General features: G+C 61.1%; 16 protein-coding genes. 6 read left to right on the top strand and 10 right to left on the bottom strand.

Annotated elements, in window-relative coordinates:
- Positions 1-448: 448 nt before the first annotated feature.
- Positions 449-1,213, top strand: coding sequence for an SDR family oxidoreductase (locus CRX69_RS02395; RefSeq protein ID WP_047227340.1), 765 nt, complete (start codon positions 449-451; stop codon positions 1,211-1,213).
- Positions 1,214-1,367: 154 nt separating this feature from the next.
- Here CRX69_RS02395 and CRX69_RS02400 read toward each other — a convergent pair whose 3' ends face one another.
- The 7 genes from CRX69_RS02400 to CRX69_RS02430 all read right to left on the bottom strand — a co-directional run bounded on the left by CRX69_RS02400 (position 1,368) and on the right by CRX69_RS02430 (position 6,618).
- Complete coding sequence (locus CRX69_RS02400; protein WP_047227341.1) at positions 1,368-2,498, bottom strand: AGE family epimerase/isomerase; 1,131 nt, start codon at positions 2,496-2,498, stop codon at positions 1,368-1,370.
- Positions 2,499-2,678: 180 nt separating this feature from the next.
- Positions 2,679-3,251, bottom strand: coding sequence for a HupE/UreJ family protein (locus tag CRX69_RS02405; protein WP_047227342.1), 573 nt, complete (start codon positions 3,249-3,251; stop codon positions 2,679-2,681).
- A gap of 45 nt (positions 3,252-3,296) precedes the next feature.
- Positions 3,297-3,911, bottom strand: coding sequence for an urease accessory protein UreG (gene ureG / locus CRX69_RS02410; protein ID WP_047227343.1), 615 nt, complete (start codon positions 3,909-3,911; stop codon positions 3,297-3,299).
- Between the two features lie 9 nt (positions 3,912-3,920).
- Positions 3,921-4,595: an urease accessory protein UreF gene (locus tag CRX69_RS02415; protein WP_076382884.1), complete on the bottom strand. Its 675-nt coding sequence runs from the start codon at positions 4,593-4,595 to the stop codon at positions 3,921-3,923.
- A complete protein-coding gene (ureE, locus tag CRX69_RS02420; protein ID WP_047227345.1) occupies positions 4,592-5,092 on the bottom strand; it encodes an urease accessory protein UreE in 501 nt (166 codons plus the stop codon). Before ureE ends, CRX69_RS02415 begins: the two co-directional genes overlap by 4 nt.
- A gap of 271 nt (positions 5,093-5,363) precedes the next feature.
- Positions 5,364-5,996 carry a TetR family transcriptional regulator gene (locus CRX69_RS02425; RefSeq protein ID WP_047227346.1) on the bottom strand — a complete coding sequence of 211 codons (633 nt, stop codon included), beginning with the start codon at positions 5,994-5,996 and terminating at the stop codon, positions 5,364-5,366.
- A gap of 157 nt (positions 5,997-6,153) precedes the next feature.
- On the bottom strand, positions 6,154-6,618 hold the full coding sequence (locus CRX69_RS02430; RefSeq protein ID WP_047227347.1) for a hypothetical protein: 465 nt from the start codon (positions 6,616-6,618) through the stop codon (positions 6,154-6,156).
- A gap of 386 nt (positions 6,619-7,004) precedes the next feature.
- Here CRX69_RS02430 and CRX69_RS02435 point away from each other — a divergent pair, with 386 nt between their 5' ends.
- Positions 7,005-9,080, top strand: coding sequence for an AsmA family protein (locus CRX69_RS02435; RefSeq protein ID WP_076382880.1), 2,076 nt, complete (start codon positions 7,005-7,007; stop codon positions 9,078-9,080).
- Between the two features lie 109 nt (positions 9,081-9,189).
- Here CRX69_RS02435 and CRX69_RS02440 read toward each other — a convergent pair whose 3' ends face one another.
- On the bottom strand, positions 9,190-9,720 hold the full coding sequence (locus CRX69_RS02440; protein WP_047227349.1) for a ferritin-like domain-containing protein: 531 nt from the start codon (positions 9,718-9,720) through the stop codon (positions 9,190-9,192).
- A gap of 56 nt (positions 9,721-9,776) precedes the next feature.
- A complete protein-coding gene (locus CRX69_RS02445) occupies positions 9,777-10,718 on the bottom strand; it encodes a LysR substrate-binding domain-containing protein (protein WP_047227350.1) in 942 nt (313 codons plus the stop codon).
- Between the two features lie 138 nt (positions 10,719-10,856).
- On the opposite strand from CRX69_RS02445, the gene CRX69_RS02450 reads away from it, so the two are divergent.
- The 4 genes from CRX69_RS02450 (at position 10,857) to CRX69_RS02465 (ending at position 14,204) form a co-directional block, all read left to right on the top strand.
- Complete coding sequence (locus CRX69_RS02450; protein WP_047227351.1) at positions 10,857-11,495, top strand: FMN-dependent NADH-azoreductase; 639 nt, start codon at positions 10,857-10,859, stop codon at positions 11,493-11,495.
- A gap of 69 nt (positions 11,496-11,564) precedes the next feature.
- Positions 11,565-12,455, top strand: coding sequence for an esterase/lipase family protein (locus CRX69_RS02455; RefSeq protein ID WP_047227352.1), 891 nt, complete (start codon positions 11,565-11,567; stop codon positions 12,453-12,455).
- A gap of 213 nt (positions 12,456-12,668) precedes the next feature.
- Entirely contained in the window at positions 12,669-12,959 is a 291-nt protein-coding gene (locus CRX69_RS02460; RefSeq protein WP_047227353.1) for a PsiF family protein, read from the top strand.
- Positions 12,960-13,190: 231 nt separating this feature from the next.
- The gene (locus tag CRX69_RS02465; RefSeq protein WP_047227354.1) at positions 13,191-14,204 is read left to right on the top strand and encodes an AI-2E family transporter; all 1,014 of its coding nucleotides are present in this window, start codon (positions 13,191-13,193) and stop codon (positions 14,202-14,204) included.
- 132 nt (positions 14,205-14,336) lie between these two features.
- Here the strand turns inward: CRX69_RS02465 and CRX69_RS02470 are convergent, their stop codons facing one another.
- The gene (locus CRX69_RS02470; protein WP_076382874.1) at positions 14,337-15,611 is read right to left on the bottom strand and encodes an Hsp70 family protein; all 1,275 of its coding nucleotides are present in this window, start codon (positions 15,609-15,611) and stop codon (positions 14,337-14,339) included.
- Positions 15,612-15,738: the final 127 nt, after the last annotated feature.

A 15,738-nucleotide genomic window follows, 5' to 3' on the forward strand; every position in this document is an offset into this window, starting at 1 on the left:
TTTTATGAGGGTCGCCAAAGGCTTGAAAATCTGTGCGCAAGCCTGTGGATAAGTCTGTGATTAAACTCTGGAAAGACTGCGCTGAGGGCCGAATTTGCTGGCTTGAAGCCATCGTTCTTTTTACCGTCGGCTTATAGCAGATAAGTCGATCTGCACAACCTGCATTGCAGGGTCAAGGGAAAAAATTTTCCAAATCCCTCGCAAAGCCTTATGCACAGCGGCTTGGGAAGTTTGCACTTGCCCCCGATTGCTGTGGACCCGCCTGTGGATAAGTTGCGGGCAACCGCCTGTGGCCCTTGTTTCATAAGGCCTGGCGCCGATTGGTTGTTTTATGAGCAATGCTCGAATGAAACCTCGCTTCCAGAAGTCTTGCCCATGCTGTGCCAGGCCGGGCATGCTGTGGGCCGATTTCCATTCATTGGCTGTTTTGAGCCCCAAGGAGAACACGATGTCCAACACCCTGTTTATTACCGGCGCAACGTCCGGTTTCGGTGAAGCCTGTGCCCGTCGTTTTGCCGAAGCAGGCTGGAAACTGGTGCTGACCGGTCGTCGTGAAGAACGCCTCACTGCCCTGTGCGCCGAGTTGTCGAAGCAGACTGAAGTCCATGGTCTGGTGCTTGATGTGCGTGACCGCACAGCCATGGAGGAGGCGATCGCCAACCTGCCACCGTCCTTCGCCAAATTGCGGGGCTTGATCAACAACGCCGGTCTGGCGCTGGGCGTTGATCCTGCGCCCAAGTGCGACCTCGATGACTGGGACACGATGGTCGATACCAACGTGAAAGGTTTGATCTACAGCACCCGCCTGCTGTTGCCGCGGCTGATCGCTCATGGCCGTGGTGCCGGGATCGTCAACCTGGGGTCCATCGCCGGCAACTATCCGTACCCTGGCAGCCACGTGTACGGGGCGAGCAAGGCGTTCGTCAAACAGTTCTCCCTGAACCTGCGTTGCGATCTGCAAGGCACTGGCGTGCGGGTAAGCAACATTGAGCCGGGTCTGTGCGAGAGCGAGTTTTCCCTGGTGCGCTTTGCGGGTGACCAGGAACGCTACAACGCGACCTATGCCGGGGCCGAGCCGATCCAGCCGCAGGATATCGCCGACACCATTTTCTGGGTGCTCAACACTCCGGCCCACATCAATATCAACAGCCTGGAATTGATGCCTGTGAGCCAGACCTGGGCCGGGTTTGCCATTGAGCGCAACAAGGCGTAAGACCGCGTTATCGTTCATCGCGGGCAAGCCTTGCTCCCACAGAGTTGGCTCATCTATGGGGCAAGCCTTGCTCCCAAAGAGTTGACTCATCTATGGGGCAAGGTCGGCCAAATGTCTGTGGGAGCAAGGCTTGCCCGCGATAGCGATTTACCGGTCAGGCCAGATAATCAGCCAGCCCGCGGTAGCAGGTCAGTAGGTGATACGGCGTGGTCGATGGCATGTCCTGGCGGCTGACAGTGCCGTCGGCGTCCAGGCATTCGTTCCAGCCTTTGGCATGCAGGAAGTGCTGCTGCAACGCCCGTAGTTGATGCAGCAATGCGCCCTGATTGCCCGGGCGTAATGTCAGTGCCCGCAAATATTCCGCCTGAGCCCAGATGCGCTGGGTGGCGTCCCGCGGTACCTGTGATCCCAGGCTCAGCATGGCGCACACCGCGCCGGACTGCGGGCTCACGCCTTGCTGTTCGGTACGGCTGAAGCTGCTATCAAGGGCTGTGTGCAACTTGCCGCCGCGCAACAAGGGCGATGAGGCCAGCAAGTAATACCACTCGAACTGATGGCCTGGCTCAAACCAGTTATCCACAGCCTTGACCGGTTTCTCCATCATGACGCGCTGCTGCGGGTCGATGAAGTGCTTGAACATGGCATCGCACAGGGCCAGCAATGCCTGGCGCACGTTGATGTCGTCGCGAACCGAGAGGGTGGCGAGGAAGGCTTCGGCCAGGTGCATCAACGGGTTTTGCAGCGGGCCGGATGCGCGGGTCGACCAATCGCGTCCCAGGCTGGCCTCGTAAAGGCCGTCTCCGGTCGCAAAGCGCCGGGCGATGACTTCCAGGGCCGCGTTGAGTACCGACTCCACCAGCGGCTCGCGAACCTTGCTCCAGTAATGGGCGCAGGCAAACAGGATGAAAGCGTGGGTGTAAAGGTCTTTGCCGGTGTCCAGCGGTACGCCTTGGGGGTCAATGCTGTAGAACCAGCCACCATGTTCGCCATCATGGAAGTGCCGCTGCAGGGAGCGGAACAGTGCGCCAGCCCGTTCTTCGGCCTGTGGCGCTTCGCCGATCAGGCTGGCGAACACGTATAGCTGTCGCGCACAGGCCATCGCCCGGTAGCGCTGGGGCTCGAGCGGCTTGTGCCGGGTATCGAGGGATTCATAGGGCAGCGCCAGCTCGGCATTCCATCCCGGGCCTTGCCACATCGGCACGATCACGTCGTGAAAGTGCTGACGTACCGTGGCGAACAGGGCAGTCAGTTCAGGTGCAGGAGCGGGGCGGGAAGCATCGGGCATTGGTGGACGTCGTCACGGCTGGAGGGGTGATTGCGCGACATGGTAGCAGAGTGGCAAGTTCGAGAGAGGCGAGGCCTTCCAGTCCGTCATCGCGAGCAGGCTCGCTCCCACATTTATTGGCGTATGCCATACCCTGTGGGAGCGAGCCTGCTCGCGATTAGCCTTGATGGGTGCTGAAAATCAACCCGCCAACAACCACACTCCAGCCGCCGCCGAACCCGCTCCGGCCAGACGCACCAGAGGGGCGGCCGCTTGCGGCAAGACGCGAACCACGGCGTAGCCTGCGCCATGCAACGCCGCCGTCGCCGCGACAAAACCGGCCGCATAAGCCCAAGGGCTTGTCATGTCCGGCAGTTCCAGACCATGGGCCACGCCATGGAACAGCGCGAACACCGCCGTCGCGCCAATCGCCAGGCTCAGCGGCGGGCGCACCGCCAGTGCCACCGCCAGGCCCAAGGCCAGCACCGAGGCGGCAATCCCGCTTTCCAGCGCAGGCAGGTCCAGGCCTTCAAAGCCCAGCAAACCGCCGATCAGCATGCTGACGACGAAGGTGCACGGCAGCGCCCAGCGCGCCGCGCCTTGTTGTTGGGCGGCCCACAAGCCGACCGCCAGCATGGCCAGCAGATGATCCAGCCCGCCGATGGGGTGACCGAGGCCGGCCATCAGGCCGTTATCGCCATGGCCAGGGTGAGCAAAGGCCAAGGCCGGGGTCAGCAACAGGGCGAGGGCGCCAAGCAGGCGTTTGAATGTCATGGATAAGCTTCCTTGTTGAGCGTGTGAACAGTTGAAGTTGAAAAATCAGGCGGCGGTCAGCAGGCCCTGGCGTTCGATGAAGGCGATGATCTGCTCCAGGCCCTGGCCGGTTTTCTGGTTGCTGAACACGAACGGCTTGCCGTTGCGCATCCGACGGGTGTCGCTGTCCATCATTTCCAGGGACGCACCCACCAGTGGCGCCAGGTCGATCTTGTTGATCACCAGCAGGTCGGATTTACAGATGCCCGGTCCGCCTTTGCGCGGCAGCTTGTCGCCGGCCGAGACATCGATCACATAAATGGTCAGGTCCGACAGCTCTGGGCTGAAGGTCGCCGAAAGGTTATCGCCGCCCGATTCCACCAGGATCAGATCCAGCCCCGGAAACCGTCGGTTCAATTGATCCACGGCCTCAAGGTTGATCGAGGCGTCTTCGCGGATCGCCGTGTGCGGGCAACCGCCGGTTTCCACGCCGATGATCCGCTCCGGCGCCAAGGCTTCGTTACGCACCAGAAAATCGGCATCTTCACGGGTGTAGATGTCGTTGGTGACCACCGCCAGGTTGTAGCGTTCACGCAGGGCCAGGCACAGGGCCAGGGTCAGGGCGGTTTTGCCGGAGCCTACCGGGCCGCCGATACCGACGCGCAGAGGTTGTGTATTCATGAGGGTCTCCTAGGAACGGAACAGGCGGCTGTACTGGCGCTCATGGGCCATGCACGCCAGGGACAGGCCAAACGTGGCGCTGCCGTAATGGTCGGGATCAATGTTCGAGGCGTTGTGTTGAGCCTGTTGCAGCAGTGGCAGCAGTTCGCTGGTCAGGCGCTGGGCGGCTTGCTGGCCCAGGGGCAGGGTCTTCATCAGGACGGCCAACTGGTTTTCCAGCCAGCTCCATAACCAGGCGGCCAGGGCGTCCTGGGGGCTGATGTTCCAGGCGCGGGCGGCCAAGGCCCAGCCCAGGGCCAGGTGCGGTTCAGTACGTTGTTCAAGAAAGCGCCGTGCCGCGGCATCGAGTTCCGGCAGGCCGCCCAGCAACTGCTGCAACGAATAACCCATCTGCCGACTTTCCTGATGCAGCTCGCGGGTTTCCCGGCTGGCGCGGTGTTCCTCGCAGTGTTGCAGCAAGGCGTCCCAGTCGTCGGCGGCGGCGGCGGTGCAGTGGGCCAGTAGCAAAGGCGCCTCGAAGCGTGCCAGGTTCAACAGCAACTGATCGCTGATCCAGCGACGGGCGTCGTCGCAGGTTTTGACCTGGCCGTTATCCACTGCCATCTCCAATCCCTGGGAATAGCTGTAGCCGCCGATCGGCAATTGCGGGCTGGCCAGACGCAGCAGCGCCCACGCCGGGTTCATGTGCGTACGCCGAACTGATGCAGGCGTGGCGCGTAGTTGAAATCTTCGTCGCCGTGTCGGGAATGATGATGGCCGCCGCCATACGCGCCGTGTTCCGGTTGGAACGGAGCCTCTATGTTTTCGGCACTGGCACCCAGTTGCTCGAGCATCGCCTTGAGCACGTAATCGTCCAGCAGGCGCAGCCAGCCATCGCCCACTTGCAGGGCGACATGGCGATTGCCCAGGTGATAGGCCGCGCGGGTCAGTTCAAATGCATTGGCGCAGGTGACATGCAGCAATTGTTCGGGGCGGGCGCAGACGCGCACGATGCGTCCGTCTTCAGCTTGCAGGCATTCGCCGTCGTATAACGGCGGCTGACCTCGCTCAAGGAACAACCCCACATCTTCACCCTCGGCACTGAAACAGCGCAGGCGGCTTTTGCTGCGGGCGTCGAAGGTCAGGTGCAGCTCGGCGTCCCAGCGGGGTTGAGTGTCGATTCTGCGGTGAATCACCAGCATCGGAGTGCTTCCAGCAATGAACGGTGCTGTGTTTAGAGCAAGGGGCTTGCCAATCGAAGAAGGTGTAGGAAATAGCTGGGATGGCGTTTCAGGATGGGGCGGATTGCGTGCCGTTATGGTGCGCTTGTCGATATCGCGCACCATTTTGCAGCTTTCGCGAAACACTGTGGGAGCGAGCCTGCTCGCGATATCAGTGCATCAGAAAATCAACGCTGACTGACCCACCGCTATCGCGAGCAGGCTCGCTCCCACAAAGGAAACGTCTCGGTGGCTACTCGGTACTGCCCAGCCCTTGCCAATGTTTGAGGCCAATAAAGATGAACCGCAGTTGCTGGGTAATCTTCGCCTGGGGCGTGAGGTGTTCGGGGAGAGCGTGAGCGGGTGGGTCGATAATGTCAGGCAGGGTGGCGAACACGCTTTTGACGATCAGGTCGGCCATTACGCTCAAAGCGGCAAGGTCCAGGTGCTGCAACTTGGGCATCAATGCCAGGTCGGCGGCCAGGTCCGAGCTGATGCCTTCACGCAGACAGGCGATGGCCTTGCGCACGGGCAGCGAGCCGCCGTATTGCTCACGGGCCAAAAACAGGAATTGCGAACGGTTGGCTTGGACCACGTCGAGGAAAATACGCACGGAGGCATCAATGATGCCGCCCATGACGAATTCGTTGTGGCGTACCAGCCGGATCGTTTCGCGAAAGGTCTGACCGACTTCGCTGACCAGAGCCAGGCCCAGTTGGTCCATGTCGTCGAAATGCCGGTAGAACCCGGTGGGTACGATGCCGGCGGTCCTGGCGACTTCGCGCAGGCTCAGGCTGCCGAACCCTCGGCCGCACTCCATCAAATGACGGGCTGCATCCATCAAGGCATTGCGGGTCTGTTGTTTCTGTTCGGCGCGGGGCAGCATCGCAGGGCTGACTTCTGATTCACGGAAGCGACGCACTCTAGCAAATCGGCTTTGCCGACGTCGAACGGTAGAGGGGGATATAGCGGGGAAAACGAGGTTCTCGGAAAGTCAAAAGCCCGATTGCAGGAATCGGGCTTTTTTCCAGGCCACCATGGGCTCAGCTCACTGCGCTGTTGCGTTCGATCACACGGTCACCACCACCTTCGGCAATGGCGCCCTGTGGGGTGCGCTCGTAGCCACCTTCAACCAGGCCTTTTTCTTCCAGGCGGTCACGGCCACCTTCAGCGACTTCCTGACCCTGAGGGGTACGTTCGTAGCCACCTTCAGCCACTTCCTGGCCCTGAGGGGTACGTTCGTAGCCGCCTTCGGCTACTTCTTGACCTTGAGGGGTACGTTCGTAGCCGCCTTCAGCTACTTCTTGACCTTGAGGGGTACGTTCGTAGCCGCCTTCAGCCACTTCCTGACCTTGACGGGTCTGGTCGAAGCCATCTTCAGCAACGGTCTGGCTATAGACCGAACGGCTGTCTTTAACCTGCGGCGTGGCTTGTTCGGAGGCTGGCAGTGCGAAAGCAGTGGAGGCCAGCATTGAAAGGGTGAGGCTCATCAGTAATTGGCGTTTCATGATCATTGCTCCTTGGGAGGGCGATAAAGTGGGTACGGAGGCAATGCTACTCTCGATAAGTCGATATAAAAGTTCATAAAGGCAATGGTAATAATCAACGGAATTGATTGTTCTGTGGAAAGGCTCTAGAACGGGCCTTTGCGAGGCGTGGTTTTGCACCGCAGTGGGTATTTTGTACCCATTGATGCCACGCAAAAGTGCGGGGGCGGTAACAGGTAGTTGGCGGTTTGGTCAGGATTTTTTCAGTTTTTTGTACCGCCCGTCGCCCAAAGTGTTAAACCAGTTGGCCGTATCGCCAGTCCTACTCTTCACAACGAGCCGATTACAGGCTCGTGTTTCCAAGGCGTCGCCGTCCGGACGCAGATTTGTCATCAGGAGCCTTGTGCATGACGCGCACCTCAAAAATCTTCGCCTGGACCTTCGCCAGCCTTGTTTTCCTGCTGGCCGTATTGGTGCTGGTCATCGCGTTCTTCGATTGGAACCGGATAAAGCCGCCGCTCAATGCCAAGGTTTCCGAAGAGTTGCATCGCCCGTTCGCCATCAATGGCAACCTGGCGGTGGTCTGGCAGCGCGAACCGCTGGAAGGCGGCTGGCGGGCCTGGGTGCCGTGGCCCCATGTGGTGGCCGAAGACTTGAGCCTGGGCAACCCGGACTGGTCGAAAACTGCGCAAATGGTCACGCTCAAGCGCGTCGAATTACGCATTTCGCCCCTGGCCTTGCTGGCCCGGCGAGTGGCAATTCCCCGCATCGACCTGACCGAGCCCGACGCCAACCTGCAACGCCTGGCCGATGGTCGCGCCAACTGGACGTTCGAGTTCGATCCGAAAGACCCCGACGCCGAGCCGTCCAGCTGGGTCGTGGACATTGGTACCATCGGCTTTGACAAAGGCCATGTCACTATTGATGACCAGACGCTGAAAACCCGCCTGGACCTGTTGATCGACCCGTTGGGCAAACCCATCCCGTTCAGCGATATCGTCGGCGACAATGCTGCGAAAAAAGCCCGGGACGCAGGTGCGGCTCCCCAGGATTATGCGTTTGCCTTCAAGGTCAACGGCCAGTACCACGGGCAGAACCTGGCAGGCTCCGGCAAGGTCGGTGGCCTGTTGGCTCTGCAGGATGCCTCGCAACCTTTTCCGTTGCAGGCTCAGGCGAAGATCGGTGATACCCGTGTCGAACTGGCCGGCACGCTGACCGACCCGATGAACCTGGGGGCGCTGGATCTGCGCTTGAAGCTGGCCGGGAACAGCCTGGCCAATCTTTATCCGCTGACCGGCGTGACCCTGCCGGATTCGCCGCCCTATTCCACCGATGGCCGCCTGATCGCCAAACTCCACGAGCCCGGCGGGGCACTGTTTCGTTATGAGGCCTTCAACGGCAAGATCGGCGATAGCGATATTCACGGTGACCTGGCCTACGTTGCCAGCCAGCCGCGGCCAAAACTCAGTGGCGCGCTGGTGTCCAATCAACTGTTGTTCAGCGACCTGGCCCCCCTGATCGGCGCCGATTCCAACGCCGAACAAAAGGCCCGAGGCGGCGCGAGCAAACAGCCGTCCGACAAAGTGCTGCCCGTGGAAGAGTTTCGTACCGAGCGCTGGGGCGTGATGGATGCCGATGTGGAGTTCACTGGCAAACGAATCGTCCACAGTGAGCAGTTACCGTTCACCGACCTTTACACGCATCTGGTGCTCAACGACGGCCAACTAAGCCTTGAGCCCCTGCGCTTCGGTGTGGCCGGTGGCCGGCTCGACGCGCAGATCCGCCTCAACGGCCGCACCCGGCCCCTTGAGGGACAGGCGAAGCTGACGGCGCGGGGTTTCAAGCTCAAGGAGTTGTTCCCCGGTTTCGCGCCGATGAAAACCAGCTTCGGTGAGCTGAACGGCGATGCCGATATCACCGGCCGTGGCAATTCGGTGGCGGCGTTGCTGGGCACCTCCAACGGCACGTTGAAAATGCTCATCAACGACGGCGCCATCAGTCGGGAGCTGATGGAACTGGCGGGGCTGAACGTCGGTAACTATGTGGTGGGGAAAATCTTTGGCGACGAGGAAGTGAAGATCAACTGCGCGGCGGCGGACTTCGACATCAAGACCGGCCTGGCGACCACTCGCCTGTTCGTGTTCGACACGGCGAACGCGATCATTTATGTCGATGGCACGGCGAACATGGCCACCGAACAACTGGACCTGACCATCACTCCGGAGTCCAAGGGCTGGCGCTTGATTTCCCTGCGCTCGCCCTTGTACGTGCGCGGCACCTTCGCCAAGCCCGCGGCGGGCGTCAAGGCCGTGCCGTTGATGCTGCGTGGGGCCGGGATGGTGGCGCTGGGCGTCATTGCCGCGCCGGCGGCCGGGTTGTTGGCCCTGGTTGCGCCCAGCGGTGGCGAGCCGAACCAGTGTGCGCCGTTGCTGGAGCAGATGAAGGCCGGCAAGGCACCGGTGACGGTCAAACCAACCCGCTAGCCAGGCTTTGCGGTGAGGTTACTGGCCCCATCGCGAGCAGGCTCGCTCCCACATCGACCGCGACAGGACACGATTCAATGGGGGAGCGAGCCTGCTCGCGATAGCGGTATTACAAATCGGCCAGGATGTCGGCCATGTCATCGGCATGCTCTTCTTCCTGAGCCAGGATGTCTTCGAAGATTCGCCGGGTGGTCGGGTCCTTTTCGCCGATGTACTGGATGATTTCCCGGTAGCTGTCGATGGCGATCCGTTCGGCGACCAGGTCTTCGTAGACCATTTCCTTGAGGGTGTTCCCCGCCACGTACTGGGCGTGGGAGTTACGGGTTAACAGGTCGGGGTTGAACTCCGGCTCGCCGCCCAACTGCACAATGCGCTCAGCGAGCTTGTCGGCGTGTTCGGCTTCCTGGTTGGCGTGTTCGAGAAACTCGCTGGCCGCCACGCTGGCCTTGAGGCCGGTGGCCATGAAGTAGTGGCGCTTGTAGCGCAGCACGCACACCAGCTCCGTGGCCAGCGCTTCATTGAGCAGGCGAATGACTTCCGGTCGATCGGCGCTGTAGCCCTCGGTCACCGCGCCGTTCTGCACGTTCTGCCGTGCCCGTTCGCGCAGGGTGGTTACATCGGATAGGTGCATGTCACTCATAGCATTCTCCTGGAGGCTGATCCGGTAGGGCGTCACGCTCTGTTGGCGTGATCGCTCTAAATCTGAGTGACGCGATCCTCGAAAAGTTTTACCGAATTTTTCAGTGCATGAGCGGACTGCCGCGCCTCTTCCTCCAGCCACTGGAAGAATGCCCGCACCGGCGGATGGCGTTCACGGCCTGGAACGCACAGGGCACTGTAGCCAGCGCCGTTGACCTGAATCTGCGGCCGATAAGCCACCAACAGGCCACTGGCGAGGCTTTCGGAAGCGAGGATGTTGCTCGCCAGTACCAGGCCTTGCCCGGCTATCGCCGCTTGCAGGGCGTAATGCTCCTCATCGTACTCGCGCATGCAAGGTTGCCGGGCCAGCCAGGTTTCGCCGGCCTGAGCGCACCAGGCTTCCCAGCCATGGGCATACAGTTTGGAATTGTGCCAGCGCACGCTGATCAGCGTGGGCTGCCTCTGCGCGGCCAGGGCCACTTGTTCCGGCGAGCCGTACACGCCGAAGTGTTCATCGAAAAGGCACAGGCCGTACAGGTTCGGGTAGCTGTCCAGGCTGTAGCGCACCACCAGATCGACGCTGGCGTCCTGATGCAGATCGACCACTTCGCAGTGGGTGTCCAGGCGCACGTTGATATTCGGATGACGCGCATAAAACCGGCCCAGGCGCGGCACCAGCCACAGGGTGGCAAACGCTGCGGTGGTGGACAGTGTCAGGTGAGTGTTGGTGCGTTGCGGGCGCAGGGTGTCGACGCTTTGCGCCACTTCCAGCAGGGCCCCGTGCAGGCTGTGGAACAAGCGTTGGCCGCCGTCGGTGAGCCGCACCTGGCGCGGCTGGCGTTCGAACAGCTGCACACCTAGCCAGGTTTCCAGGGCGCGGATCTGATGGGAAACCGCTGTGGGTGTCACCGACAGCTCCGCCGCCGCAGCCTTGAAGCTGAGCAGCCGTGCGGCAGACTCAAAGGCCCGCAGTGCGTTGAGGGGCAGCGTGGCAAACATTACTGATCTCCTGAAGTGCCATGGGTGAAATTAACTCATCTTGCGTGACGAGCCCTCATTTGCCCGGCTACCGCGTTGGACATCAAGCTTTAAGCCGAAAGGTTCTATTGATTGTAGTCGCAACCCAAGGAGATTCAGATGAGCAAAATTCTTGTCGTGCATGGCAGCCCTCGTGGCGAGCGTTCTCACTCCCGACGCTTGACCGAAAGCTTTGTCTCGGCCTGGCAGGCGGCCCATCCGCACTCCCAGTTGAGCCGGCGCGAAGTGGGGCGCACCGTGATTCCTCCGGTCAACGAAGCGTTCATCGCGGCGGCGTTCTACCCCGAACCGCAAGCCCGACCGTTGACCATGCAGGCGGATCTGGCACTCAGTGATGCATTGGTGACGGAATTGCAGGCCCATGATCGGTTGGTCATCTCCGCGCCCATGCACAACTTCAGCGTGCCCAGCGGTGTAAAAGCCTGGATCGACCAGATCGTGCGGATCGGGCTGACGTTCAACCACAGCCTGGATAACGGTGTGTCGCAGTACGAACCGCTGGTACTGGGCAAGAAAGCGCTGATCGTGACCAGTCGTGGCGACTTCGGTTTCGGGCCGGGTGGTCAGCTTGAAGGGATGAACCACGCCGACACGCTGCTGCGCACCGTGCTGGGTTTTATCGGTATCACCGATGTGACGGTGGTTGCCGCCGAAGGTGAGGAGTCGGCTGAGCGCAGTTTCGCCCAATCCTGTGCCGAGGCCGAGCAACGCTTGCTGGGGTTGGCGCAGACGTTCTGATGGCGCGGGTGTCATAGACTGGTCATCATCGATACCGATGCTGACCACCTATTGATCAAGGATGTCGCCATGTCACAACAGTGCGCCACTCGTTACCCGCTGGTGCTGGTCCCCGGAATGCTCGGGTTCATTCGTCTGGTGCTGTATCCGTATTGGTACGGGATCGTCTCGGCGTTGCGCCGGGGTGGGGCAGTGGTGGTTGCTGTGCAGGTGTCACCGCTGCACTCATCCGAGGTGCGCGGCGAGCAGTTGCTCGCGCGGATCGAGGAGATCCTCACGCAAACCGGTGCGCAGAAGGTCAACCTGATCGGCCACAGCCAGGGCGCCCTCACGGCACGCTACGCGGCGGCCAAGCGCCCGGACCTGGTGGCATCGGTCACTTCGGTGGCCGGCACCAACCATGGGTCCGAGCTGGCTGATTACCTGCAGGCCCATTACCCGGCCAACAGCGCCAAGGGTCGCCTGCTCAGTGCTTTGCTGCGGTTGATCGGCGCCCTGATGAGCCTGCTGGAAACCGGTTATCGCGGGCCCCGGTTGCCGGTGGATATCCAGGCGTCCCACGCCTCTCTCACTACCGCGGGCGTGGCCCTGTTCAACCAGCAGTATCCCCAGGGCCTGCCGGAAACGTGGGGCGGGAACGGACCGGAAGTGGTCAATGGCGTGCGTTATTACTCCTGGTCCGGAACCTTGCAGCCAGGCAAGACCAACAGGGGGCGTAACCTGTTTGATGGCACCCACCGGAGCTGCCGGCTGTTCGCCCGCACTTTCGTGCGTGAGGCCGGGCAGTGCGACGGCATGGTCGGGCGTTACAGCTCGCATTTGGGCACGGTGATCGGCGATGACTATCCGCTGGATCACTTCGATATCATCAACCAGTCGCTGGGGCTGGTGGGCAAGGGCGCCGAGCCGGTTCGCTTGTTCGTCGAGCATGCGCAGCGGTTGAAGGCTGCCGGCGTGTAGGGCTTCAGGTCGGGTTGTCCGTCATCGCGAGCAGGCTCGCTCCCACATTCGGATTGGGTTTCTTCTGGCGGAGTGCGGTCAACTGTGGGAGCGAGCCTGCTCGCGATGACGGTCAATCAGGCACGGAAATTCGCGCAGATGAAGGTGTAACAGGCGTTGTCTACACTGCACCTCATCGCCGTACCCATCGTGCGGCAGCCAGGAGAAAACATCATGAAGATGCTGCGTGTTCCTTTGTTGGTGATCGGGTTGCTGCTGTCTTCCCAGGGTTTCGCCGCCACGGCCCAACAGAACAAGATGACCACCTGCAATGCCGACGCCACCGCCAAGGCCCTCAAGGGCGACGAGCGCAAAGCCTTCATGAGCAACTGCCTCAAGGCCACCCCCGTCGATGCCAGCACCCCGCAGGAACGCATGAAAACCTGCAACGCCACGGCCACGACCCAGGCACTGAAAGGCGATGCGCGTAAAGCGTTCATGAGTGAGTGTCTGAAGAAAAAATAACCGCCGGGATTTTTTCAGACGGTGAAGGCCTCATCGCGAGCAGGCTCGCTTCCACAGTTGATTTGCACTGCCCGGTCCATTGTGGGAGCGAGCCTGCTCGCGATGGGGCCGGCAAAGGCGCTACAAAAAACACCTGCACTGTGATCGAGGTCAGCCGATACAATCCCTAGTGCTGTTGGTGGAACGCTGGCAGACTGCCGATCCTTTCACGCCGTTTTGTTCTGAGGCTGTATGCCAACGTTTTCTCAGCGTCATGTCTTGTTGGTGATCAGTTGGGTGATCATTTTTGGTGGGTTGTTGCTGGTGCTGCCACTGCGCCTGTTGCCGAGCCTTTTGGCCGGTTTGCTGGTGTTCGAGCTGGTCAACATGCTCACCCCGCAGTTGCAACGGCTGATCGAGGGCCGGCGGGCCCGCTGGTTGGCGGTGGCGCTGCTGGGCACGCTGGTGGTCAGTGTGCTGTCGTTGATTTTCGCCGGGGCCTTCAGTTTCCTGCTCCATGAGGCGGAAAACCCTGGCGCATCCCTGGACATGTTCATGACGGTGGTCGACCGCGCCCGGGGGCAGTTGCCACCGTTCATCGACGCCTACCTGCCGGCCAGCGCGGCCGAGTTTCGGGTGGCCATTGGCGACTGGATGAGCAAGCACCTGAGCGAGCTGCAGTTGGTGGGCAAGGATGCGGCCCACATGTTCGTGACGTTGTTGATCGGCATGGTCCTGGGGGCTATCGTCGCCCTGCAGCGCATCCCCGACCTGACCAAGCGCAAGCCCCTGGCGGCGGCGCTGTTCGACCGTCTGAGCCTGTTGGTCAAGGCGTTCCGCAACATTGTGTTCGCCCAGATCAAGATTTCCCTGCTCAACACCTTCTTCACCGGGATTTTCCTGGCGGTGGTGCTGCCGCTGTTCGGCATCCACCTGCCGCTGACCAAGACCCTGATCGTCATGACGTTCCTGTTGGGGCTGCTGCCGGTCATTGGCAACCTGATGTCCAACACCCTGATCACCATCGTCGCCTTGTCGCTGTCGATCTGGGTGGCAATGGCGGCGCTGGGTTACCTGATCGTGATCCACAAGCTCGAATACTTCCTCAATGCCCGCATCGTCGGTGGGCAGATCAGCGCCAAGTCCTGGGAATTGCTCATGGCGATGCTGGTGTTCGAAGCCGCGTTCGGCCTGCCGGGCGTGGTGGCGGGGCCGATTTATTATGCTTACTTGAAGAGTGAGTTGAAGCAGGTGGGGATGGTTTGATCTGATCGGCGTCGCCTGTTCTGACGCCATCGCGAGCAGGCTCGCTCCCACCGTTGAGCGAGTTCCTTCAGAGGGAATGCGGTTCAATGTGGGAGCGAGCCTGCTCGCGATAGATGCGCCGCAGAACTTGAATCAGACCTGCGTGCCGTAACGCTTCATCGCCTCGATCGCCAGCCCGCTGCCGATACTGCCGAAGATATTGCCTTCCACATGCCGGGCCAGGGGGAGCATCGCCGAGACGCTGTTGCGCAGTGCCGGGATGCCGCTGGAGCCACCGGTAAAGAACACCGTATCCACCTGATCGACGCGTACGTTGGCATCGTTGAGCAATTGCGTGACGCTGCCGCGCACCCGCTCCAGCAGGCCGTCGATGGCCGATTCGAACAGTTCCCGGCTCAGGTCCACGCTCAGGCCTGCCTCGATCCGGTCCAGGAGCAAATGGCGCTGGTCGGAGTGGGTCAGCTGGATCTTGGTTTCTTCCACTTCCATCGCCAGCCAGTGCCCCGCGCGCTGTTCGATCAACTTGAACAACCGGTCGATGCCGCCGGTGTCTTCGATGTCGTAGCGCATGCTGCCCAGAGCCAGGGTGGATTTCTGCGAGTACACCGCGTTGATGGTGTGCCAGGTCGCCAGGTTCATGTGGTGGCTGGTGGGCATGTAGGCGCCGCTTTTCATGCGGCTGCCGTAGCCGAACAGCGGCATCAGGCCGGCCAGCGAGAGCTGCTTGTCGAAGTCGGTGCCGCCGATGTGCACGCCACCGGTGGCGAGGATGTCGGCGTGACGGTTGTCATGGGTGCGCCGCTCGGGCGACAGGCGTACCAGGGAGAAGTCCGAAGTACCGCCACCGATGTCGACGATCAGTACCAGCTCTTCCCTCTCGATGGTCGACTCATAGTCGAAGGCCGCCGCGATGGGCTCATACTGGAACGAGACTTCCTTGAAGCCGATGGCGCGGGCCACGTCCACCAAGGTGTTCTCCGCTTCCTGATCGGCCATTTCATCGTCGTCGACGAAAAATACCGGGCGACCCAGTACCACTTCTTCGAATTCCCGACCGGCGGTGGCCTCAGCGCGCTTCTTCAACTGGCCGATGAACAGTCCCAAAAGATCCTTGAACGGCATGGCCGTGCCCAGCACGCTGGTGTCGTGCTTGATCAGCTTGGACCCCAGCAGGCTCTTGAGCGAGCGCATCAGCCGGCCTTCGTAGCCTTCCAGGTACTCGTGCAGGGCCAGGCGGCCATACACCGGGCGGCGTTCCTCGAGATTGAAAAAGACCACCGAGGGCAGGGTGATCTTGTCGTCCTCCAGCGCAATCAGCGTTTCCATGCCGGGGCGCAGCCAGCCGACAGTGGAGTTGGACGTGCCAAAGTCGATGCCGCAGGCACGGGCCGGAGATGCGTTTTTCATGTCTTTCGGATTCCAGTTGAAAAAACGGCCGCGCAGTGTATGTCAGTGCGGCACGGATTCGAAGGCCGGTTATCTGCTAATTCGTAAACTCTGGCCTTGAAAGACAGCGTCGCACCCCCAAACTTGC

The organism is Pseudomonas rhizophila, assembly GCF_003033885.1.
GTDB classification, from domain to species: Bacteria; Pseudomonadota; Gammaproteobacteria; order Pseudomonadales; family Pseudomonadaceae; genus Aquipseudomonas; species Aquipseudomonas rhizophila.